Source organism: Limosilactobacillus fermentum, assembly GCF_013394085.1.
In the GTDB taxonomy this organism is placed as follows: domain Bacteria; phylum Bacillota; class Bacilli; order Lactobacillales; family Lactobacillaceae; genus Limosilactobacillus; species Limosilactobacillus fermentum.
The window spans coordinates 1,308,569-1,329,884 of sequence record NZ_CP040910.1; the positions used below are offsets into that span (position 1 = coordinate 1,308,569).

At 53.9% G+C, this 21,316-nt stretch carries 19 protein-coding genes; 1 reads left to right on the forward strand and 18 read right to left on the reverse strand.

Going from position 1 to position 21,316, the window contains the following annotated elements; translation table 11 throughout:
- Positions 1–150 precede the first annotated feature (150 nt).
- Positions 151–855 carry a winged helix-turn-helix transcriptional regulator gene (locus FG166_RS06515; protein WP_003683877.1) on the forward strand — a complete coding sequence of 235 codons (705 nt, stop codon included), beginning with the start codon at positions 151–153 and terminating at the stop codon, positions 853–855.
- Between the two features lie 39 nt (positions 856–894).
- Here FG166_RS06515 and FG166_RS06520 read toward each other — a convergent pair whose 3' ends face one another.
- The 18 genes from FG166_RS06520 to FG166_RS06605 form a co-directional block, all read right to left on the reverse strand.
- Complete coding sequence (locus tag FG166_RS06520) at positions 895–1,671, reverse strand: hypothetical protein (RefSeq protein WP_021349786.1); 777 nt, start codon at positions 1,669–1,671, stop codon at positions 895–897.
- A gap of 76 nt (positions 1,672–1,747) precedes the next feature.
- Positions 1,748–2,263 carry a hypothetical protein gene (locus tag FG166_RS06525; protein ID WP_003683873.1) on the reverse strand — a complete coding sequence of 172 codons (516 nt, stop codon included), beginning with the start codon at positions 2,261–2,263 and terminating at the stop codon, positions 1,748–1,750.
- Positions 2,264–2,366: 103 nt separating this feature from the next.
- On the reverse strand, positions 2,367–3,797 hold the full coding sequence (gene ffh, locus FG166_RS06530; RefSeq protein WP_003683870.1) for a signal recognition particle protein: 1,431 nt from the start codon (positions 3,795–3,797) through the stop codon (positions 2,367–2,369).
- A 186-nt stretch (positions 3,798–3,983) separates the two neighbouring features.
- Positions 3,984–4,325 carry a putative DNA-binding protein gene (locus FG166_RS06535; protein ID WP_003683867.1) on the reverse strand — a complete coding sequence of 114 codons (342 nt, stop codon included), beginning with the start codon at positions 4,323–4,325 and terminating at the stop codon, positions 3,984–3,986.
- A 16-nt stretch (positions 4,326–4,341) separates the two neighbouring features.
- A complete protein-coding gene (gene ftsY, locus FG166_RS06540; protein ID WP_003683864.1) occupies positions 4,342–5,922 on the reverse strand; it encodes a signal recognition particle-docking protein FtsY in 1,581 nt (526 codons plus the stop codon).
- Positions 5,923–5,937: 15 nt separating this feature from the next.
- The gene (smc, locus tag FG166_RS06545) at positions 5,938–9,501 is read right to left on the reverse strand and encodes a chromosome segregation protein SMC (protein ID WP_003683862.1); all 3,564 of its coding nucleotides are present in this window, start codon (positions 9,499–9,501) and stop codon (positions 5,938–5,940) included.
- A 13-nt stretch (positions 9,502–9,514) separates the two neighbouring features.
- Positions 9,515–10,213, reverse strand: a complete 699-nt coding sequence (gene rnc, locus FG166_RS06550; protein ID WP_003683860.1) for a ribonuclease III — start codon at positions 10,211–10,213, stop codon at positions 9,515–9,517.
- A gap of 146 nt (positions 10,214–10,359) precedes the next feature.
- The gene (gene acpP / locus FG166_RS06555; protein WP_003683858.1) at positions 10,360–10,605 is read right to left on the reverse strand and encodes an acyl carrier protein; all 246 of its coding nucleotides are present in this window, start codon (positions 10,603–10,605) and stop codon (positions 10,360–10,362) included.
- 42 nt (positions 10,606–10,647) lie between these two features.
- Positions 10,648–11,685, reverse strand: a complete 1,038-nt coding sequence (gene plsX, locus FG166_RS06560; protein ID WP_003683856.1) for a phosphate acyltransferase PlsX — start codon at positions 11,683–11,685, stop codon at positions 10,648–10,650.
- 12 nt (positions 11,686–11,697) lie between these two features.
- Positions 11,698–13,734, reverse strand: coding sequence for an ATP-dependent DNA helicase RecG (gene recG, locus FG166_RS06565; protein ID WP_003683853.1), 2,037 nt, complete (start codon positions 13,732–13,734; stop codon positions 11,698–11,700).
- A gap of 64 nt (positions 13,735–13,798) precedes the next feature.
- Positions 13,799–15,493, reverse strand: coding sequence for a DAK2 domain-containing protein (locus tag FG166_RS06570; protein WP_003686279.1), 1,695 nt, complete (start codon positions 15,491–15,493; stop codon positions 13,799–13,801).
- A 27-nt stretch (positions 15,494–15,520) separates the two neighbouring features.
- A complete protein-coding gene (locus FG166_RS06575; RefSeq protein WP_003683850.1) occupies positions 15,521–15,883 on the reverse strand; it encodes an Asp23/Gls24 family envelope stress response protein in 363 nt (120 codons plus the stop codon).
- A gap of 146 nt (positions 15,884–16,029) precedes the next feature.
- Entirely contained in the window at positions 16,030–16,218 is a 189-nt protein-coding gene (gene rpmB, locus FG166_RS06580) for a 50S ribosomal protein L28 (protein WP_003683847.1), read from the reverse strand.
- Between the two features lie 120 nt (positions 16,219–16,338).
- On the reverse strand, positions 16,339–16,998 hold the full coding sequence (locus tag FG166_RS06585; protein WP_003686277.1) for a thiamine diphosphokinase: 660 nt from the start codon (positions 16,996–16,998) through the stop codon (positions 16,339–16,341).
- A gap of 67 nt (positions 16,999–17,065) precedes the next feature.
- On the reverse strand, positions 17,066–17,719 hold the full coding sequence (gene rpe, locus FG166_RS06590; RefSeq protein WP_003686276.1) for a ribulose-phosphate 3-epimerase: 654 nt from the start codon (positions 17,717–17,719) through the stop codon (positions 17,066–17,068).
- Positions 17,720–17,730: 11 nt separating this feature from the next.
- Positions 17,731–18,621 (reverse strand): ribosome small subunit-dependent GTPase A, encoded by an 891-nt coding sequence (gene rsgA, locus FG166_RS06595; RefSeq protein WP_003683842.1) that lies wholly within the window; start codon positions 18,619–18,621, stop codon positions 17,731–17,733.
- Positions 18,622–18,640: 19 nt separating this feature from the next.
- The gene (pknB, locus tag FG166_RS06600) at positions 18,641–20,563 is read right to left on the reverse strand and encodes a Stk1 family PASTA domain-containing Ser/Thr kinase (RefSeq protein ID WP_003683840.1); all 1,923 of its coding nucleotides are present in this window, start codon (positions 20,561–20,563) and stop codon (positions 18,641–18,643) included.
- 3 nt (positions 20,564–20,566) lie between these two features.
- Entirely contained in the window at positions 20,567–21,304 is a 738-nt protein-coding gene (locus FG166_RS06605) for a Stp1/IreP family PP2C-type Ser/Thr phosphatase (RefSeq protein ID WP_003683838.1), read from the reverse strand.
- Between the last annotated feature and the right edge of the window lie 12 nt (positions 21,305–21,316).

Sequence of the window (21,316 nt, forward strand, 5' to 3'; positions counted from 1 at the left end):
GGGTTACGCGACGCCTCGGGGGCTGACGGGTGCCGACCATCCGCCCTCGCATTTCTACTATAATTTAACAAGGCCATGTAAACCTTCCACCTTCATCGTGTAAAGCTTTTGTAAATTCAGGGGGGAACGATCATCAAAAACTTTCTGCTCATGACTAAGGATCAAACCTTTGCGACCGATTTAGCCCACTTTTGCCACCACCAGCACTGGGACCTCGACCGGGTCACCACCGCTACCGCCCTGGTGGTTAACCTCGAGCAAAACTCCTACACCGGTATTTTGTGGGACCTGGCTGCCACCAACTTAGACACCACCATCGCCACCATGACCCTGATCCGCCACCAGCAAAACGGCCCGCTGCTGGTTTTCTCACCCAACCTCGATGACCGGCAGCGACGCAAGCTTTTCCGGGCCAAGGTCGACGACGTATTGGAAAAAGACCTCGCCCACGACGTTTTACGACCACTAATCGAACAACGCTGCTGGCTTTACCAACACGCCACGGTAGCCGATGAAGACGCCACCACCAATGATGATGACGATGAACCAATCATTGAAGACCGGATTAAGATCGGCGACTGGGAAATCGATCCAAAAAAAGTCCGGGTCACCAAGGCCGGCCAAGAGGTTAGCCTGACCCGCAAGGAATTTCAACTCTTAGCCTTTTTGGCCGACCACCAGGGCCAAGTCTTGTCCCGCGAGCAACTACTTGACGGGGTTTGGGGCTACGATATCCTGGGGAGCTCACGAATCGTGGACATCCACGTTTCCCACCTCCGCGACAAACTGGAGGACGATTCGCAAAAGCCCGTCCACCTAACGACCGTCCGCGGCTTTGGCTATAAACTGGAATAAAAAAACGCTCCCCCCAGTGGCGAGCGTTTTTTGTTTAGTTTAGTCTTTTCCGTAGAGTTCCTTATAAGCTTCACTTACTTGTTCCATTCCCTGCTTACGTTCTTCAACCGAGTAACCAATGGCGTTCGGCGCCCATTCAGCGGCCTCACCTTCCCCATCCGTTCCAACCAAAACGCATGACTTATAATCATCTGCCCAGACCGGCTTAAAGGTATGACCCATGATCGTATAGGTCTTGTTCAACGCTTCCTGACTAACGCTAGCCGAACTAGAACTGGCGCTACTCGTCGAACCGGCCCCATCCCGTTGCTGGGCGTGCATCGTCCCAGTGGCGATCAACTGGTCTAAGGTGTCCTTGTACTGCCCGTATTCCTTAGCCAACTCGGCCTTGGTGTAGTTGACACTGGCGTTCTTCTCCCCCATCCCGTTGCTGGTCGCTGAGTCGTAGGCAACCAAGACGTCGTTGTTATTGACGGTCATGGTCGTGCTGTGACCCCCGAAGTCGACTGAAAACTTGTTGTCCTTTTGGTACCAGTTCATTCTGTCGGAATTGCTATGTAAATTGGCCATTCCCTGCCCATCGAGTTTTTCGTAGGCCATCAGGGCGTACTCGGCATCCGTGTAGGTTTGCTGTTTGCTACTGCTGGGCGCGCTGCTCGTTGAAGTGACTTTTGACATCTGGCTAGAACTGGTCTGCGCCTGCTTAGTCGAACTTGAAGCACTACTTGTCTTTTGGTGCCCAGACGGCGTACTCCCACACGCCGTCAATCCCAATGCGACCACCGTTAGCGTTCCCAATAAGAGTGTTTTTTTCATTCTGATTCCTCCCAAAACCAAACTCCTCTGCGTTTTCCTCCCATTCTAACTGGTGATCGTTTGATTAACAAGTAGTCTAGTAGACGATTAGGTCTGGGTCTGGTTGGTCCACCATAAAGTCAAACAGGTCCTCCCAGTTCCCGTCAACATCTAGTTGTTCCAACTGCTTGACCAGTTCGGCCATCGCCGGGTCGTCCTTGGCTAACTTGCGGTACTTTTCCAACCGCTTCAAGAATTCGGCCCGGCGTGCGGCCTTGGCAAAGAGGTCGGCGGTGACCCGTTTTTGCGCTTCCTTAATGGTGGCCGAACTAGGCGTGAAGGTGGCAAAAACCTCCTTGATCTTAAAGGAAAAGCTTGCCTCCGGTTTGTCGACGATTTCAATTACCACGGCCGGCAAAATCTTCTCAGCTTCACCGTGCGCTTGAAAGGGTACTAGCACCCAATCGCCCAGCTTGAGGTCTTCCTCCTTATACATGGGGGTAAAGCCCTGGCGCGGGAAGTCCTTGAGCCCGGCGCCATCTTGTTTCAGATTAGCGACCAGTAAGTCCCGGTAGTCATCGGCGTCTGATTGTAGTGTCACTTTTACTAACATTTTCAATTCCTCCTTTCACTCTCTATTATTCTCTATTATTGCAAACGACCTGGACGTATTTTGTCGTTAACTAAAAAAATCGTGGATTTCCACGATTTTTTTCTTAGCGCTTCTTTTTCTTCAGGCGCTTCTTTTTATTCTTCTTCATTTGCCGGGCCATCCGGTTCATCGCCAACTTACCGAGGCGACCGCCTGGCATCTGGCCGCCCATCAGGTTTTCCATCCCGCTGAGGTTCCCGTTGGTGACCTGGCGCATCATCTTGCGCATTTGATTAAACTGCTTGATCATCCGGTTGACTTCAACGATTGGCCGCCCGGACCCGGCTGCTAACCGCCGGCGCCGGCTTGGGTTCATCATGTCCGGGTTTTCCCGTTCCTCGGGGGTCATCGAGTAGATAATCGCCTTGATGTGGGCGAACTGCTTCGGGTCCAGGTTGATGTTTTGTAAGGCCGGGTTGTTGGCCATCCCCGGCATCATTTTCAAGAGGTCTTCCAGCGGTCCCATCTTAGTGATCTGGTCCATTTGGTCCAAGAAGTCGTTGAAATCAAAGGAATTTTCCTTCATCTTAGCCATCGCCTGGGTGGCTTGTTCCTGGTCAAAGTTTTCCTGGGCCTTTTCGATCAGGGTCATCATGTCCCCCATCCCCAGGATCCGGGAGGCCATCCGGTCTGGATGGAAGACGTCCAAGTTGTCCATCTTTTCCCCTTCACCGACAAACTTAATTGGCTTACCGGTGACGGCCCGGATGGACATGGCGGCCCCACCACGGGTGTCCCCATCCAACTTGGTCAAGACTACCCCAGTGATGTCTAACTGGTCGTCAAACCCTTGGGCAGTATTGACGGCGTTTTGCCCGGTCATGGCGTCGACCACCAGGAGGATTTCGTCTGGCTTAGCGAGTTCCTTGATCTTAGCCAGTTCTTCCATCAGTTGTTCATCGATTTGCAGGCGCCCGGCCGTATCAATGATCACGTAGTCGTTGTGCTTTTCCTTAGCGACTTCCATCCCCTGGCGCACGATTTCGACCGGATCGACGTCGGTCCCCATTTCAAAGACCGGCACGTCAATGCTAGCGGCCACTTGTTGCAACTGGGTAATGGCGGCTGGCCGGTAAACGTCGGCCGCAATGAAGAGTGGGCGGGCGTTTTCTTCTTTTTTAAGGCGCTTGGCCAACTTACCGGCCGTCGTCGTCTTCCCGGCCCCTTGCAGCCCGACCATCATGATGACGGTCGGGATGTGGGCGGATTTATTGAGGGGTGTTGCCGTTTCACCCATCATTTCGGTCAGTTCATCGTTAACGATCTTGACGATTTGCTGAGCCGGATTTAAGCCCTTTAAAACCTCCGCGCCGGCAGCCTTTTCGCGCACCGTCTTGACGAAGTCTTTAACGACCTTAAAGTTAACGTCGGCTTCCAGCAGGGCGAGCCGGATTTCACGCATCGTTTCGCGTAAATCGGCTTCGGTCACCTTGGGCTTACGCCGCAGTTTTTCCATTGCCTTTTGCAGGCGTTCCGTTAAACCTTCAAATGCCATGTGTTTCTCCCCTAATAATTTCAAATTCGTGTGGCAACTTTGCCAAAACCATTTCTAATTTTACTACACCCGCCCCGTTTTCTCCATCTAAACAAGGGGGCGGAAAATTCACAAAAACAAAACCAGGTTGAGAGAAAACCCTTCTCCTAACCTGGTCGCTGTTCTAATCTTTTCTACTCACCAAACTTACTTCGCTTCCAGGTTCTCCATCCCGTCAATTAAATCCCTCAGGGTCTGATCGGTCGGGTAGTGGCTTAAAACGTAATCACGGATCCGATCGGCCTGCTGATTGCGGGCTTTAAACTCCGCGTACAGATGTAACTTTTGCTCGTAGCCCTCCAAGATCTTTTCGGTCCGCTTAATGTTATCGTAAACGGCCTGGCGCGATACCGAAAACTCGGTGGCAATTTCGCCCAGCGAGTAATCGTCGGCGTAGTAAAGCTGCAAGTAGTCGTTTTGCTTGGCCGTTAGCAAGGGTTGGTAAAAGGCGAAGAGGGCGTTGATCCGCTCGTTTTTTTCGAGTTCCATTACCAAATCCTCCTTGCTAATCGACCGTCACGAGCCCCTTGAAGAGCCCGTAAACGAAGTCTTGGGCGTTGAATTCTTCTAAGTCGCTCACCTTTTCACCCAACCCGACGAACTTGACCGGTAGGTGTAATTCGTTACGGATGGCTAAGACGATCCCCCCACGGGCGGTCCCGTCGAGCTTAGTTAAGACAATCCCAGTCACGTCGGTCGTTTCCTTGAATAACTTAGCCTGGGTCAGGGCGTTTTGCCCGGTGGTGGCGTCTAAAACCAGCAGGACTTCGTGCGGGGCGTCCGGAATTTCACGGGTTAAAATTCGCTTCATCTTGGCCAACTCGTTCATTAAGTTGACCTTGTTTTGCAACCGGCCGGCCGTGTCGACAAAGAGGACGTCGTAATTGTCCTTTTTGGCCTTGGTCACGGCGTCAAAGACCACCGCCGCCGGGTCGCTATTTTCCGGCCCGGTGACGATGTCAACCCCGTCGCGTTGGGCCCACACTTCCAACTGCTCGGTAGCCCCGGCCCGGAAGGTATCGGCAGCGGCTAAAAGCACCCGCTTACCCTGGCCCTTAAAGCGGGCGGCCATCTTCCCAATCGTGGTCGTCTTTCCGGCCCCGTTAACCCCCACGAACATGATCACGGTTGGACCCTGATCGGCCATCGTCAGGGTAGTTTGTTCCCCAGCCCCGGCTTCATCGTAGAGGTCGACCATCTTTTCGATGATCACGTTGGACACGTCTTGCTTGTTCTTGGCGTTTTGCAACCGGACCTCTTCGCGCAGGGAATCGGAGAGCTTCATCGCCATTTCGTAACCAACGTCGGATTCGATCAACATGTCTTCGAGGTCATCGAAGAAGTCTTCATCGACGTGGCGGAAGTTCGCCAGGAAACGGTTTAACCGCGCCCCGAAGCCGTTGCGTGACTTTTCCAGCCCCTGGTCGTACTTCTTTTCCGTTTCGTCTTCTGCAGCTGGTTCCCCTTGTGGCACCGGCTCGTCTTCTGCTTGGTTGTGATCCTCTTTTTGGGGTTGCTCAAGTTCTTCTTGGGCCTCAATCACCTCGGTCGGTGAAGCCGGGGTAGTGGGCTCCGGTTTGGCGATCTGGTTGACCCAGTCCGCCGTTACCGGGGCCACGGATGCGGACGCGGAATCGTCACTACCTTCTTCAGCCACGTCACTAGCATCACTTGGCGCTGGTTCCTCACTGACGGCCGGTTCTTCCGCAACCGCACTAGCCACCACCGTTGGGGCCACTTCTTCTACCGGTTCCTCTGGTGCGACGCTGGCTGACCCTTCCGCCGACGCCGGAGCTTCAACGGCTTGCTCTGGTGTAGCACTAACAGCTTCATCTTTTTCGGGTGCCACTTCCCCTTGGTCGTCAGCTTTGGGGGCCGCGGTTTCTGCGCCCGCTTCCTCTACCGGCGCCGCGCTGGTCGTCTCTTCTTTTTCTGATGCTGGCTGGTCAAGTGTCGTAGCCGAACTGGCTTCTGCTACCGGTGCCTGGTCTTGTGGACTAGTAGCCGCACTGACCGGGGCCGTTGCTTCGGTTGACTGGTCGACTTCCTCGCGCTTCTTGCGCCGAAAAATATCAAATAATCCCATGTGATCCCCTCATTTCTATCCTTGGTGCTGTGCTAGGGTGGTGTTGACGTCAACGGAAACCATCCGCGAAACCCCGGACTCTTGCATGGTAACCCCGTACAAGACGTCGGCGTTCATCATGGTTCCCTTACGGTGGGTGATAACAATGAACTGCGGGCCCTGATCCCCGAAGCGATCGAGGTAGTGGGCAAAACGATCAACGTTAACCGCGTCAAGGGCCGCTTCCGGTTCGTCTAGGATGGCAAACGGCACCGGCCGGACCTTTAGAATCGCAAATAAAAGGGCGATCGCCGTTAGGGCCCGTTCCCCCCCTGATAACAGGGATAGACGCTGGTTACGCTTGCCAGGCGGCTGAGCCATAATGTCAACCCCGGTCGTCAGAGGCTGACTTGGTTCGGTCAGGATCAACTTGGCCTCGCCACCGTCAAAGATCTGGGTGAAGGTTTCACTAAAGGCCGCCGAAACTTGCTTGAAGGTGTTCATAAAGCGGGTCTCGACTTGTTGATCCATTTCGGTCATCGTTTGTTCGAGCTGCTCTTTGGCGGCCACCAAGTCAGCTTGCTGGCCACTCAAGAAGTCGTAGCGCTCCTTAACCTGCTTGTATTCGGCAATCGAAGAGGTGTTGACCTCCCCCAGGTCCGCGATTCCACGGTTCAAGAGCTTGATTTGACGAGCTAGCTCTTCGTCGGCTAGGTCCGCCATGTCCTGACTGGCGGCGTCCAAGGTCATCTGGTAGCGTTCGCTCAGGCGGTTTAAGCCCTGATCAATCGTCGTTTCCAGATGAGCTTGTTCGGCAGCCAGCCTGGTTTGATCACTTAAGGCCACCTTGAGCAGGTCCTGCAGTCGTTGGGCCCGTTCGCTAGCCTGCCGCAAGTCTGCTTCGACTTGATCTAACTGGTCGGTGACGGTTTCGACGGCGGCTTGGTGGTCCTTGAGAGCGGCGCGGGATTCTTCTAAGGCCACCTGGCTGGACTCGTGTTCGGCGTCCATCGTTTGGTCTTGTTTAGATAACTGCGCGAGCGCCCCTTGCGTTTCCGCTAAGGCGGCTTGGACCTCGCTTTGTTGCTTCAACAGCTCACTACGGTGAGATTCGTCCTGTTCCAAGCGGGTCTTTTCAACGGCCAGCCACTGGCTGAGCTCGTGAACCTGTTCGTTTTGGCTAGCGGCGTTGGACTGGAGGGCGGTCAACTGCTCTTGCGCCCGGCTGGTCCGCTCCTTAACCTCGGCCAACTCTTGTTCAACCCGGGCGGCCTCGCAAGCTGCCTCTTGAATCCGGCTTTGGTAGTTAGCCTGCTGGTTGCTTTGTTGGTTGGTTTGGTATTCCAGCGACGTAACCGTTTGGGCGGCGGCCGTTACCTGGTCTTGAAGCCGCTGGGCCTGGTTACCCTGCTCCACGGCCTCATTACGTGCCCGTGCTAGTTCTTGTTCCAGTTCGTCGCGGGTGACCTGGCTGGCCTGACGCGCCCGTTGGAGGCGCTGAACCTGTGCTTCCAACTGACTGGCGGTGGCCTGAGCCTGTTTAACGGCTTGCTCTAGCTCGGCCAACTGTTGGCGTTGGCGAAGTAGCCCCGTCCGCTGGTTACGGTTGGCCCCCCCGGTCATGGCCCCAGAGGCGTTGATCAGTTGGCCGTCTAAGGTGACCACCCGAACCTGGTGCTGCCCGGCCCGGGCAATCTCAGTGGCGTGATCGAGGTTGTCAACGACCACCGTGCTGGCCAGGAGCTGGTCGACCACGACTTGAAAACGAGCGTCATAGGCTATCAACTCCCCGGCCCGGCCCACGTAACCGGGCATGGTCACTAACTTGGCCAAGTTGCGGGGGGCAAAACCGCCACGTAGGTTATCCAGTGGCAGGATCGTTACCCGCCCGCCCCGGCTTTGGATCAAATCCTGAATGATCCGCTTCCCGGTCGCCTGGCTGTCAACGACTAACTGTTGTAGTTGCCCACCCAGGACGGTTTCAATCGCCGTCGTATATTGACTTGGCACCTCCAGGAGTTCGCTAACGGCGCCGAAAAGGCCCGGGTAGGCCTGGCGCTTACGCAACACCTGTTGAACCCCGTGGTAGTATCCGGTGTAATCGGCCGCCATTGATTGGTAACTTTTAATCCGTCCCTCGGCGGAAGAAACGTCCCCCAGGGCTTGGTACCACCGGCGGGAAGTCTGTTCGTATTCCTGCTGGAGTTTTGCTTGGTTGGCCTGCTCCTGGTTATAGCGCTGTACCACCTCTTGGGCCGTTTGCTCAGCCGTTTGGGCAACGGTGGCCTGTTGGTTAGCCGCTTTCGTTAGCTCGGCCAACTTCTGCTTGGCTTCACTGAGGGCGGCGGCCCCGGCTTCTTGTTGGCTCTGGTTACGCTGGTGATCCCGCTTTAAGAAGAGTTGGTTGTTTTGAATCGTCGTTTGTTCCTGCATCAAGTCGACTTGCTTGTTGCGCAGGTTTTCAATCGTCTCCTCTAGCTGGGCGGCCCGCTCTTCGGCGCTCATCGTCTTTAATTGACGCAGCTGAGCCTGGTGGTCCTTGATGGCTTCCTTACGCTTAGTCAGTTCGCCATTGACCGCCGTTATTTGGTCCGTCAGCGCCCGTTGTTGTTCCGTCAGGTCGCTTTGCCGCTTGGTCAACCGGTCCTGTTCGGCCTGGCGCTGTTCCTTGCGAACCGAGGAGAGCGACTGTTGATTTTCGAGTTTAGCGATCACCTGGGTCGCCTCTAGCAACTTAGCCTGGTGCTCATCGCGCGTCGCCAGTAATTGGCGCCGTTGTCCCTCTAGCTGCGCCTGGCGCTGACTAGCGGTGTTGGCGTCCTGATCGTATTGCTTAGTTAGCTCTCGGCCCTTGACGACCTTTTCGTTAACCTGGCTTAGCCGGGCTTGGTTAGCCCTGGTTTGGCGGACCGTTTGGGTACGATCCAGGCGGTCCAGGCGTCCCTTTTGCTCTAGGTACTCCTCGGCCAGGGCGCTTTCCTCGGCTAACGGGGCCAAGCGCCCGTTGATTTCGGCAATGATATCGTTGACCCGGTTAAGGTTATCAGTGGTGGTAACTAGCCGTTTTTCGGCGGCCCGTTTGTTTTGCTTATACTTGGCAACGCCGGCTACCGTTTCGATCACTTCCCGCCGGTCGGTTGGCTTCCCGTTGAAAATGGCGGCTACCCGCCCCTGGGAGATGATTGAAAAGGACTCGCGCCCAATCCCTGAATCAATGAAGAGGTCGACGATGTCTTTGAGCCGTACCGGCCGGTCGTTGACTAGGTACTCGGAATCACCGTTCCGGTACAGCCGGCGGGTCACCGTTAATTCGGTAAACTCGGAATCCAAGTAGTGGTCGCTGTTATCGAGGGTGATCTTAACCTGCGCCCGGTTTAAGGGCTTGCGGTCGGCCGCCCCGTTGAAAATCACGTCGGCCATCTTATCCCCCCGCAGGGTCTTGGCGGACTGCTCCCCCATCACCCAGCGGATGGCTTCAATAATGTTACTCTTCCCGCTCCCGTTGGGCCCAATGATTCCGGTCATCCCCGGTCGAAAATCGATGACGGTCTTATCGGCAAAGGATTTAAAACCTTCAATTTCTAGTGAAAGTAGTCGCATGAGTGATCAACACCTACTTGTCCATTCGTAGTTTTTCTAAGGCGTGTTTAGCGGCTTCCATTTCCGCGTGCTTCTTGGAACTTCCCTGGCCGGTGGCAACCTTTTTACCGTCAACGGTTACTTCCACTTCAAAGACCGGGTCGTTTTCCGTTCCCCCTTCGCTTAGGAGGTCGTATTCGATTGCCACGTCACCGTTTCTTTGCAGGAATTCCTGCAGGCTGGTCTTGGCATCGACGGCGTGATCGAACCACCCCAGGTCAAGCTTAGGGAAGATAACGGTTTGAATAAACTGTTCGACCGCTTGGCGTCCCTGGTCTAGGTACAGGGCCCCAATAAAGGATTCGAAAATATCGCACAGAAGGCTAGCCCGGTTGCGCGCCCCGGCCATTTCCTCCCCCTTACCCAGGCGGATGTACTGGTCAAAGTGGCACTCCTTGGCAAACTTAGAAAAGGAGTCCTCGCAAACCATGGCGGCCCGCAGCCGGGTTAATTTCCCCTGGGGCAGTTCCGGATAGCGGCGGTAGATGTATTCGGAGACGAAGAGCTGTAACACCGCGTCCCCCAAAAATTCAATTCGTTCGTAGTACTTTAGGTTCTCGTGCGGGTGCTCGTTGACGTATGAGGCCTGGGTAAAGGCTTCGGCCAACAGCGCCGGGTTATTAAAGTGAATCCCGTAGGTTTTGGCTAGGTAATCCTGCAATTGTGTAATCATCGTGTCCGTCCTTTCTGATCGGGCCTCTGATAGGGGGTCGTGAGCCCACGACCCCTTATCACAGACCGAATACCCATCTATTTGGTCCGTTTTGCAAAAAAAGGCCGCGATATGTTTTCGCGACCCCCTTTTTTAGCGTACCAGCGTTAGTCCTTTTGGTGGGCGGCGATGTAATCAACCACTTCACCAATGGTACTGAGTTTTTCAGCTTCACTGTCCTCAATTTCCGCGCCGAAGGTGTCTTCGACCTCGAGAACAAACTCCACAAAGTCAATGGAATCCGCGTTCAGGTCGGTCTTCAAATTCAGGTCATCGGTGATCTTGGCCCGATCGACATCAAAGTGGTCGGCCACGATTGACGAGACCGTATCAAAGATTTCCTTCTTATCCATTCTTTCAATACCTCTTTTATCTAAACTAACTACCTTATTCTATTAGTTTTTGCTTGGCTTGTCTATGTTTTCCTCAGATTGGACCTGACCAAAGTAGGAGACCGTTTTTTCGATTACCTTGCTTTCGATCATCGTGTGGATTTGGGCGATCGTGTTTTCAACCGCTAAGGCATCAGCCGAACCGTGGGTCTTAACTACCGGCGCTTTGAGCCCCAATAAGACGGCGCCCCCATAGGTTGACGTCCCCATCAACTTGGCAATCTTTTTGAAAACCGGCTTTAAGAACAGGTAGCCCAGCTTGGCCCGCAGCCCACCGTTTTCGATCCCGTTTTTAATTAAGGTCAACATCATCTTGGCGGTCCCTTCGGTAGCCTTCAAAGCGGCATTGGCCGTCCACCCATCTGAGACAATTACGTCGGCTTCCCCAGCCAAGAGGGCGCTCGCTTCCACGTTGCCCACGAAGTTTAGATCCCCTTGGGCCTTAAGTTGTTGGTGAACTTCCTTGTGGAGGCGGTCCCCCTTATCTTCTTCGGTCCCGTTATTCAACAGGGCAATCCGCGGGTTGTTGACCCCTAAGACGTTTTCGGCGTAAAAGCGCCCCAGTTGGGCAAACTGGAGCAAGTTTTTTTCCTTACTTTCGGCGTTGGCACCGGAATCGAGGTAAACAAAGTTCTTTGCCCCACTGCCTGGTTTGGCAATTGGCAGGATCGAAGTCAACCCCGGCCGGTCGATTCCCTTGATTCGGCCAACGATGAATAACCCGGCCGCTAAAATGGCCCCGGTGTTGCCGGCCGAAAAGAAGGCGTCGGCTTGGCCTTCCTTAACGGCGACGGCCGCCCGGACGATCGAAGAATCCTTTTTCTTGCGGATGGCCCGCACCGGTTCTTCACCCATCTCAATCATTTCCGTCGTTTCGATCAAATTAATCCGGGTGGCGTCCTTAATGAGGGGCCGAACCTGATGGGGATCCCCGAACAGGTCGAATTCAATGTCTTTAAAACGGTCCCGGGCCCGTTCCACCCCTTCCACTACAACGGCTGGGGCGTTGTCTCCGCCCATGGCATCAACTGCAATCTTCATAACTCTTCTCTCCTAATCAAAGTGTGTTTCTAACTGGTGACGCTGTAAGTACAACACCAGTGGCTGGTTTTCATCCTTTTGATCCCATCCCGGGGTAGCCAGGAGGTTGCCGGCGTCTGCCCGAGCGATTTGAAGCATCTTGAGGTCGCCCACCGGGTCACCCACCTTAAAATCGGGCATCCCGGACTGGCGGTCCCCCAGTACGTCCCCGGCCCCGCGCAACTCGAGGTCCTTTTGGGCCACTTCAAAGCCATCAGTGGTGGCGACCATCGTTTCCATCCGCGCCTTCCCCTCGTCGGTTTTAGGGTCGGCCACTAATAAGCAGTAGGATTGCCGCTTACCCCGGCCGACCCGTCCCCGTAACTGGTGGAGCTGGGCCAGGCCAAAGCGGTCGGCGTCGTAAATCAACATCACGGTGGCGTTGGGGTTGTCGACCCCGACTTCGATCACCGTAGTGGCGACCATCACTTGCACCTTGCCCGCTTGAAAGTCCTTCATGACCACCGCTTTTTCGTCGTTATTCATCCGGCCGTGCAAGAGCCCCACTTGGTAGGTAGGACCAAAGTGTTCCTTAAACCTAGCGTAGAGGTCGGTAGCGTTTTTGACGTCCAAGTTTTCCGATTCTTCAATTAAGGGCGACACAACGTAGGCTTGGGCGCCGGCCATTAGTTGCTGATCCAAAAAGTCCAGGGCACTTTGCCCCTGGTTTCCCTTGAGCCAAGTGGTTTTAATCGGTTGGCGCCCGGCCGGTAATTCGTCGATCACCGAGACGTCCATTTCCCCGTAGGCCGTAATGGCTAGGGTCCGCGGGATTGGCGTCGCCGTCATCGCTAAGACGTCGGGGTGCTCCCCTTTTTCACGCAACTGCTGGCGTTGGTTGACCCCAAAGCGGTGCTGTTCGTCAATGATTACCAAACCGAGGTTGGCGTAATCAACCCCGTTTTGAATCAGGGCGTGGGTGCCGACGATCAAATTGACGTCACCGGCCTTGATGGCCTTGGCCAGTTGGTCATGTTGCTTAGCGGTTAAAGCCCCGGTCAACAGGGCGACCTCAACGTGGGTACCGGAAAAGACCTTCGCCAACTTTTCGGCGTGCTGGGCGGCCAGGATTTCGGTGGGGGCCATCAGGGCCACCTGGTAGCCGGCCAGGACGGCCGCCATGACCGCAATCGCCGCTACAATCGTTTTCCCGGACCCGACGTCCCCTTGCAAAAGCCGGTTCATTTGGTAAGGGGCCCGCAAGTCGCGGCAGATTTCATTGACCACCCGCTTTTGGGCCGCCGTCAACTCAAAGGGGATCGTTTTGATAAAGTCCCGTAATTCCGTGTTATTATAGAGGATCTGGAGCCCCTCTTCCTTGCGGTTCGCCCGTCGGATCGCTTGCAAGCGTAACTCAAACAAGAAAAATTCCTCAAAGGCGGCCGTTCGTTTGGCGGCTTCAGCCATCGTGGTGTCGGTGGGGAAGTGCATCTGCTTGATCATCTCGCGCCTTTCCATCAGCTGGTAGCGTTGGCGCAGGCTAATTGGCAGGAGGGTCGCGATCACGTTTTGGTACTGATCAAAGGCCTGCCGGATCAGTTTCCGTAGGGTGGTCTGGCGAACGTGCTTATTGGCCGGGTAGGTTGCCCCGACTGCCTCGGCCTTACTGTCGGCAACGACTAATTTGGTGCCCAGAATTTGCTGGCGGGGGGCGTCCCAGGTCCCCAGTACCGTGACGTCGTGGTTGGGCTCAACTTGTTGCTTTAAGTAGGGTTGGTTGAAGTACACCACGTTGACCACCCCGGCTTGCCCAACCACCAAACGAAAGGACATCCTGGAGCGCCGGTAGCCGTACCGTGACATCAGCGGCTCAGAAACCACCGTCCCCTTAACGGTTACCTTTTGCTTGTCCTTAGCCACGGTTAAATCAGTGGGGGCAAAGTCATCGTAGCGTGACGGGTAGTGGGTTAACAAATCCCCCACCGTTTTGATCCCTAGCGTGGCTAGGTTCTCCACCGTCTTGGGCCCTACACCCTTCAATTGACCAACTGAATCCTGTAGCGACCGCACGATTGCACCCCCTTAAACACCAGAAGCGGGGTTGCCGCGTGGACCACCCCGCTTTTGCGGTTAGCTATTCAACTGAGATCAGGTATGGGTAAACTGGCTGATCCCCTTCGTAAATTTGTACTTCGACTTCGTCATCGACGTCTTCGATCGCCTTGGAAATCCGTTCAGCGGCTTCCTTGGTTCCATCCTGACCGTAAAGGATGGTGACAATTTCACTGTCCTCATCTAACATGCCAACCACCATTTGGGCGGCGGCGTCTTCAATTTCCGGCGCCGTGTTGGTGATCTTGCCGTCAACGATCCCCATGTAGTCGCCTTCCTTGATCGTTTGGCCTTCGATCGTCGTGTCGCGAACGGCCACGGTGACTTCCCCGGACTTCACGTTAGCTAAGTTCGCTTCCATCGCCGTTTGGTTAGCTTCCAAGGTGGCCTCTGGGTTGTATTCAAGTAAGGAACTCATCCCCTGGGCAATCGTCTTGGCATGCACGACCTTGGTTGGAATGTTAGCCACCTGGGCAGCTTGATCGGCGGCCATGAAGATATTACCGTTATTTGGCAAGATGATGGCCTGTTTAGCCCCTGATTCATTAACGGCCTTAACCAAGTCTTCGATACTTGGGTTCATGGTTTGCCCACCGCTGATCACGTGGGTCACCCCGAGGGACTTGAACAGTTCTTGGATCCCGTTACCAGAGGCCACCGCGATCACCGCCGTTTCAAATTGCGGTTGGTCGGCCGGCTTGGCAGCCGGTGCCGACTGCTGTGCGGGCTCTTGATCGTGTTCCATGATCGATTCTTGTTGCCAACGCATGTTATCGATCTTGATCGTTTGCAGGTCCCCAAACTGAAGTCCCCAGCCTAAAACCTTATCCGGTTGCTCGGTGTGGACGTGAACCTTGACGATTTCGTCGTCATTGATTACCAGGAGTGAATCACCTAGGTCGGCTAAGTAGTTGTAGAAGGTGTCGTAATCAAACTTCTTGGTAACCGTCTTACCACGGCCAATCCGCACCATCATCTGGGTGCAGTAACCATACTTGATGTCTTCGGGGTTGAGCTTCCCTTGTGCACTCTGACGGTGGTTAACGTTAACCATTTCATCTAGGGTGGCGGCATCCGGCAGGGTGTCTTCGACTACTTGGCCAGTCAAAGCCTCTAAAAAGCCGTGCAGCACCGTTACCAGCCCCTGACCACCAGAGTCAACCACACCGACTTCCTTTAATACCGGTAAGAGCTCCGGCGTCTTTTGGAGGGCCAAGTCGGCAGCGGTAACGATTTCTTGCAGCACAATTGCTAAATCGTCTTCGCCGTTTTTGACTACGTTCAACCCCGCTTGGGCCGACTCGCGGACTACCGTCAGGATCGTCCCCTCGGTTGGCTTCATGACGGCCTTGTACGCCGTCTTTGCCCCGTTAGCGTAGGCATCCACGAAGGCCTTAGCGTCGAGGCTTTCGGCCCCTTCACAGCCCTTGGCAAAGCCACGGAAGATTTGGGATAAAATTACCCCGGAGTTCCCCCGGGCCCCCATCAACAGCCCCTTAGCCAGGGCGTTAGCTAGGTCACCAACGGCCGTGGCCGTGGCGTCCCGTTCGTACTTGGCCCCGGAGGCCATTGACATTGACATATTCGTCCCAGTATCGCCGTCCGGAACTGGAAAGACATTTAGCGAGTTGATGTAATCCGCTTGGGCCGTCAGCTTGGCGGCCGCGGCTTGCACCATCTTGCCAAATTCATGGTTTGTAATTGTTGTAACTACCAAAGTTATTGTTCCTCCCGCTCGGTCACGCTAGTCGCCCAGGACGCGCACGCCCTGAACCATAATGTTCACAGAGTTGGCCGTTACCCCGAGCATTGCCTCTAAGTTGTACTTCACCTTTTCTTGCACGCTCTTGGAGACGGCGGAAATCTTGGTTCCGTAGCCGACGATAATGTACACATCGACGGCAATCCCGTTATCCTGTTGACGAATGACAACGCCCTGGTGGAAGCTGTCACGTCCTAAGATTTGGTTAACCCCATCCTTTAGCGGGTTGCGACTTGCCATTCCGACAACTCCATAGTTATCAGTGGCGGCGCCGCCAACAACCGTCGCGATGACGTCATTTGCAATGTCGATCATTCCAGCAGGAGTTTTAATCTTTACTGCCATCCAAAACGGCCTCCTTTAGTCGTTGAACTCAGTTCGTAAAATTTGTATCCATCATATCTTACCATACAACGCCCCGGGCAACAAAACTAACCCGTTGGCAAGCAAAAAACGGCTGCCAAAAATTGGCAGCCGCATTTATTAGGTTCTTAGTTAACCCGAGTCACTTTCCCTAACTTCAGGGTACGTGCTGAAACGTAAACCTTCTTCGGCTTACCATTAACTAAAATGGTGGCCTTTTGCAAGTTTGGCTTCCAGCTGCGACGACTTGAGTTAAGGGCGTGTGAACGCTTGTTACCAAACCGCGTCCGCTTGCCAGTAATAAAATCCTTAGCCATGATAACCCTCCTCTCCTCATCAAATTATTTTCTCCGCGCATCTGCGGTAACTCACCTAAATAATTTACCATAGGGGCACGGTGATTGCAACATTTTCTTTCAAGTATTTTTCCTTGACAGCTAACGGGCACCCCAATCCCGGCTCTGAATGACGGCAACCACCCCGTCTTGAAAGGAAAAGTGGTTAACCTCACCAACAAACTCGTTACTGGACCACGAAATGGGCACCTCGGCATCAAAATTAGTGAGCCGGTACTTTTCATCTGGCAGGGTTAGGCCCTTGACGGAGGTTAAATTGACGAAGGCCAAGTACTTCATCTCCGGTAACTTCTCAATTGTATACTCACCCGGCCAGTAGTAAGTGACTTCGTTTTGCCGGTCAATTAAGCGGAGCCGGTCCAAGTAGGGCTGAAATTCCTCTAAGAGCGGGAAATAGAGGTTAGACAAAAGCTGATCCAAGCGCCCCCCGGTGGCCCCGTATATGTTAACCCGATCAGGCTGGTAGTCTAAAAAGGCCCGCTTGACCCCTAATTGGGTGTCGGTGTAGTCCTTTTCGGGGGGGAACGTCGTTAAAGAAATTCCCCGCTCCTCTAGCCGTTGCAAGAGGGGCGCCGGCGTTGAATCAAAATCACCCAGTGCCACTTGTGGTGTGATTCCGTGGTCCAACAAGAAGGTGGCGCCGTAATCAACCCCGATCCAAATCTGGTTGGCCCGCGTCCTTAGTTGGTCTAGCGGCACGAGCTCTAGGATCCCCCCGACCATGATGTTGACTTCTCTCACGACCTTACCTCCCCATCAAAAAAGGGCGTGACGGAAATCAGTGATTTCGCTGTCACGTCCCTAAGCGTTACTTCGTTGCGTCCTTGATCTTGTTGATTTGGGCCACTGGATCTTCGTTGTCAAACACAAAGGAGCCAGCTACGGCCACCGTTGCCCCCGCCTTGTAGCAGTCAACAACGGTTTGGTCGTTCACCCCACCATCGATTTCGATGTCGAAGTCGTAACCCAGTTCCTTCTTCAAAGCATCCAATTCGGCAATCTTAGCCACCGTTTCCGGCAGGAACTTCTGGCCACCAAAGCCTGGGTTAACAGTCATCACCAGCACTTGGTCCACCATGTGTAACACAGGCTTGATCATGTCAACCGGTGTTCCCGGGTTAATAACTACTTCGGCCTTGACCCCACCATTCTTGATGATTTGAAGGGCCCGGTGAATGTGTTGGGTGGCTTCGACTTGCACCCCAATGATGTCGGCACCGGCGTCAATGAAGTCCGGTAAAATGTGTTCTGGGTTTTGAACCATCAGGTGCACGTCTAAGACCATCTTAGAGATTGGCCGAATCGCCTTTACGAAGCCTGGACCGTAAGAAATGCTTGGGACAAAACTCCCGTCCATCACGTCGATGTGAAGGACTTCGGCGCCACCCTTTTCCACCATTTCAATGTCTTTTTGCAGGTTCACGTAATCAGCACTCAAAATTGACGGTGCAACTTTAATCATAATCAATTCCCTCATTTCTGATAGTTTGGTTTCTGGTTGGCAATTAACTCGTGGAACTGGAGGTAATTGTCATACCGACTGTTCATTATTTTACCATGTTTAAGCGCATTCTTGACCGCACAGGACGGTTCTTTTATGTGTAAACAACCCCGAAATTTGCATTCGGGCGCGAGTGCTTGCATCTCCGGGAAGAAGTGGGGTAACTCCTCGACGGTCATTTGGAAGTCTTCGTACGACGAAAAACCTGGTGTATCAGCAATCAAGGCGTCGCCCACCTGCATCAAGCTAACCTTACGGGTGGTGTGACGCCCCCGCTTGAGGGCCTGGGAAATCTCCCCGGTCGCCAGGTTAAGATCGGGCGCCAGGTGGTTTAACAGGGTGGACTTCCCCGCCCCGGTCTGGCCCATCATGGTGACCACCTTACCGGCCAGTATCTTACGTAACTCACCTAAGGCCTCCTCACCAAACGAGGGCCGTTGGTAAAGCACCGGGTAGCCAATCATTTGGTAGCCTTTTACCACCAGCATCAGGGCGTCTGCTTCTTGATCCGAAAGGAGGTCCGTTTTAGAGAAGTAAATCACCGGATCAATCCCCTGGCTCTCCAAGGCCACTAGTTGGCGGTCTAATAGGTTCGTTGACAGGTTGGGTTCCTTAACGGCAGTCACGACCACCGCTAGGTCGACGTTGGCCACCATGGGACGGACCAACTGATTCTTGCGGGGCAAGATCTTTAGGAGGTAGCCCTCCCGTTGGTTTTCCGCCTCAAACTCCACTTGGTCACCAACGACGGGCTTTAACCCCCGCTTCCGAAAGTTTCCCCGTGCCCTGGTCCGGTATAGTTTTCCCCCGGACCAAATGTCATAAAAGCCACTCAGTGACTGCTGAATCGTCCCGTTTTTCACAAACGACCTCCTATCGCTTTTAGCCGGTAATGTTCGTTGCACTCATGATCGTCTTGCCGTTTCGGATCACCTTGTAGGCCCCGGTTTGACCGTTGCGCAGGGTGAACGGCACGTTGATCGTTGTTTCCTGGTTAATCGTGATGTCTTGGTATTCCATCGTTAGGTTGTGGTAAGCATCCTCAATGTAAACTTGGACCCGGTTTTCGGTCTTGCCCCCGTTACCATCAAAGGGGATGTCGATTTGGATGCTAGTGGTTTTCAGTTGGGTCCCCGAACTTGCAATCACCACCGTCAGGGTGTCCCCCTTAGCTAAACGACTCCCCGCCTTGGGAGTTTGGCTAATGACCTTGTTGGCCGCTACCGTGGTTGATTCCTGTTGGGTCACCGTCAGTTGTAGGCCATGCTTGCTAGCGTAGTCTTGAACATCGGTAATGTCCTCGTTTTTAAAGTTAGGAATCTTATAAGTTTGTTTCCCGGCCGATACGGTTAGGGTAATCACGTCTTGGGCCGGGTGAACCACCGTTCCCGAGCTCACCGATTGACGAATGATTTGCCCTGCGCTAACGGAAGAGGAATACTCCTTTTTAATCCGTACGGTAAATCCTTTGGCCCGTAAGCTTTCGGCGGTCCCTTGGTAGTCGTTGCCGACCAGGTCGTCCATTGTCCACTTCTTCATCCCGTTGGATAAGATAACGTTCACTTCACGACCATAACGGGCCTTGCTGGCACCATCAACGGTGACAATCCGATTTTTGGCCACTGACGAGGATGTTTCCCGGGTTATATTTCCCAAGCGCAGGTGCTTTTTAGCTAACGCCTTGGTCGCCTGAGCGGTCGTCATCCCGGTCAGGTCCGGCACGGTTACTTCACGGTTGAAATACCACCCCGAACCCAGTAGACCTGCTAAAACAATCGTCAGTAGGCTCACCCACAACCCCTGGCGCCGTTTCTTTTTCGGGACAGGCGGCTGTTCTGGAGCCGTCTCTTGTTGTTCAGGGGCTTCTTTTGCTTCCGGCTCCTGCTTAGTTTTGGCCGCCGCTTCCTTGATTTGGCGGTAATCCAAGACCTTAGTTTCCTCATCCCCTGGGTCTGCTAAGACCAGTGGTGCCTCGTTGGCTCGCTCCGGAGTCAGGACCGTTTTCAAGTCCTTGGCCATCTCTTCGGCGGAACCATAGCGCTGGGCGGGGTCCTTGGCGGTCGCCCGGTAGACGACGTTTTCCAGTGACTGGGGAATCGCCGGGTTCGCCTGGCGTACCGAAGGAACCCGGTCCTGAAAGTGCTTTAGCGCAATTGAAACCGCGGTTTCCCCTTCAAAGGGCACCTTGCCAACTAATAACTCGTACAGGATAATCCCGAGTGAGTAGATGTCCGAACGCTTGGTGGCAATCGAGCCCCGCGCTTGTTCGGGCGATAAGTAATGGACCGAACCTAACAGGGTATTCGTCTGGGTTAACGAATTCCCCGAGCTGGCCGTCGCAATACCAAAGTCAGTAATTTTAATGTTTTGTTGATCGTCAATTAAGATATTTTGGGGCTTGAGATCACGGTGAATAATTCCCTGGGCGTGGGCCGCTTCAACGGCAGCCAGCACCTGTTCCATAATGTTAACCACTTGGGGGAGCGGAAGGGGGTAGTGCTGCTTAATGTACGCCTTGAGGTCCATCCCCTTGACGTATTGCATTACCATGTATTGCATTCCGTGGTCTTCTCCCACGTCGTAAACCCCAACAATGTGGGGATCATTAAGTTGGGTTGCCGCTAAAGCCTCGCGGTGAAAGCGGCGCTGCGTGTTGGGATCATCCCGCAGATCAAGCCGTAATAATTTAACCGATACATCCCGGTCTAAAACCAGGTCGTGGGCCAAGTAGACATTGGCCATTCCGCCCTCACCAAGGGGACGGATGATCCGGTACCGGTGATTTAGCTCGTATCCGGGTTCCATCTGTTATTTCTCCTGGTCGTTTTGGCTAATTAAAACGGTGACGTTATCGTTGCCGCCGGCCGCGTTGGCCAGCTTGATCAGGTCGGCACACTTATCTTCTAAAGACTCGTGTCCCGCTAAAACGGCCGCAATCTGATCACCTTCGACCATTTTGCTCAGGCCATCCGTACACAACAGTAGTTGATCATTTTCCCCGAGTTCAAAGGAATTGACGTCGATTTCAGCGTCAGTTGAGATTCCAATTGCCCGGGTAATAATGTTATTTTGCGGGGAATGTGCGGCCTCTTGTTCCGTTAAGTCACCGTTTTTGACTAGTTCATTGACGAGGGAGTGATCGACGGTGATTTGGGTCAACAAATCCTGGTGGAAAATATAACCCCGGCTGTCACCAATATTGGCGACCACGGCAACGTTATCAATCAGGATTGCCGCAACCATCGTCGTTCCCATCCCTCGGTAGTTAAGATTTGAATTTGCTTTATTTAAAATTAATTTGTTAACCAAGCGGACCTTATCCCGAAACCACGCCTTAGCGGTGCGGACGGTTTTAGGTGCCTCCTGGGTGAAGTAACGACCGAGCGCCGCTACCGTTTCTTCAGCAGCGACGTTGCCCCCATTATTGCCCCCCACTCCATCAGCAATAACCACTAATTGGAGGTTTGGCGCAGCAAAAAAATTATTAACCCGGTCCTGATTTTCGGACCGTTGTTGACCGATATCTGATTGAAATGCAGTCTCCATGAGTTTCTTTTT

What these genes read in the sequence shown, in the direction of transcription:
- FG166_RS06515 (WP_003683877.1), top strand. Translation starts at nt 151, where the DNA reads ATGACTAAGGATCAAACCTTTGCGACCGATTTAGCCCACTTTTGCCAC.
- FG166_RS06520 (WP_021349786.1), bottom strand. Translation starts at nt 1,671, where the DNA reads ATGAAAAAAACACTCTTATTGGGAACGCTAACGGTGGTCGCATTGGGA.
- FG166_RS06525 (WP_003683873.1), bottom strand. Translation starts at nt 2,263, where the DNA reads ATGTTAGTAAAAGTGACACTACAATCAGACGCCGATGACTACCGGGAC.
- ffh (WP_003683870.1), bottom strand. Translation starts at nt 3,797, where the DNA reads ATGGCATTTGAAGGTTTAACGGAACGCCTGCAAAAGGCAATGGAAAAA.
- FG166_RS06535 (WP_003683867.1), bottom strand. Translation starts at nt 4,325, where the DNA reads ATGGAACTCGAAAAAAACGAGCGGATCAACGCCCTCTTCGCCTTTTAC.
- ftsY (WP_003683864.1), bottom strand. Translation starts at nt 5,922, where the DNA reads ATGGGATTATTTGATATTTTTCGGCGCAAGAAGCGCGAGGAAGTCGAC.
- smc (WP_003683862.1), bottom strand. Translation starts at nt 9,501, where the DNA reads ATGCGACTACTTTCACTAGAAATTGAAGGTTTTAAATCCTTTGCCGAT.
- rnc (WP_003683860.1), bottom strand. Translation starts at nt 10,213, where the DNA reads ATGATTACACAATTGCAGGATTACCTAGCCAAAACCTACGGGATTCAC.
- acpP (WP_003683858.1), bottom strand. Translation starts at nt 10,605, where the DNA reads ATGGATAAGAAGGAAATCTTTGATACGGTCTCGTCAATCGTGGCCGAC.
- plsX (WP_003683856.1), bottom strand. Translation starts at nt 11,685, where the DNA reads ATGAAGATTGCAGTTGATGCCATGGGCGGAGACAACGCCCCAGCCGTT.
- FG166_RS06575 (WP_003683850.1), bottom strand. Translation starts at nt 15,883, where the DNA reads ATGGCAGTAAAGATTAAAACTCCTGCTGGAATGATCGACATTGCAAAT.
- rpmB (WP_003683847.1), bottom strand. Translation starts at nt 16,218, where the DNA reads ATGGCTAAGGATTTTATTACTGGCAAGCGGACGCGGTTTGGTAACAAG.
- rpe (WP_003686276.1), bottom strand. Translation starts at nt 17,719, where the DNA reads ATGATTAAAGTTGCACCGTCAATTTTGAGTGCTGATTACGTGAACCTG.
- pknB (WP_003683840.1), bottom strand. Translation starts at nt 20,563, where the DNA reads ATGGAACCCGGATACGAGCTAAATCACCGGTACCGGATCATCCGTCCC.
- FG166_RS06605 (WP_003683838.1), bottom strand. Translation starts at nt 21,304, where the DNA reads ATGGAGACTGCATTTCAATCAGATATCGGTCAACAACGGTCCGAAAAT.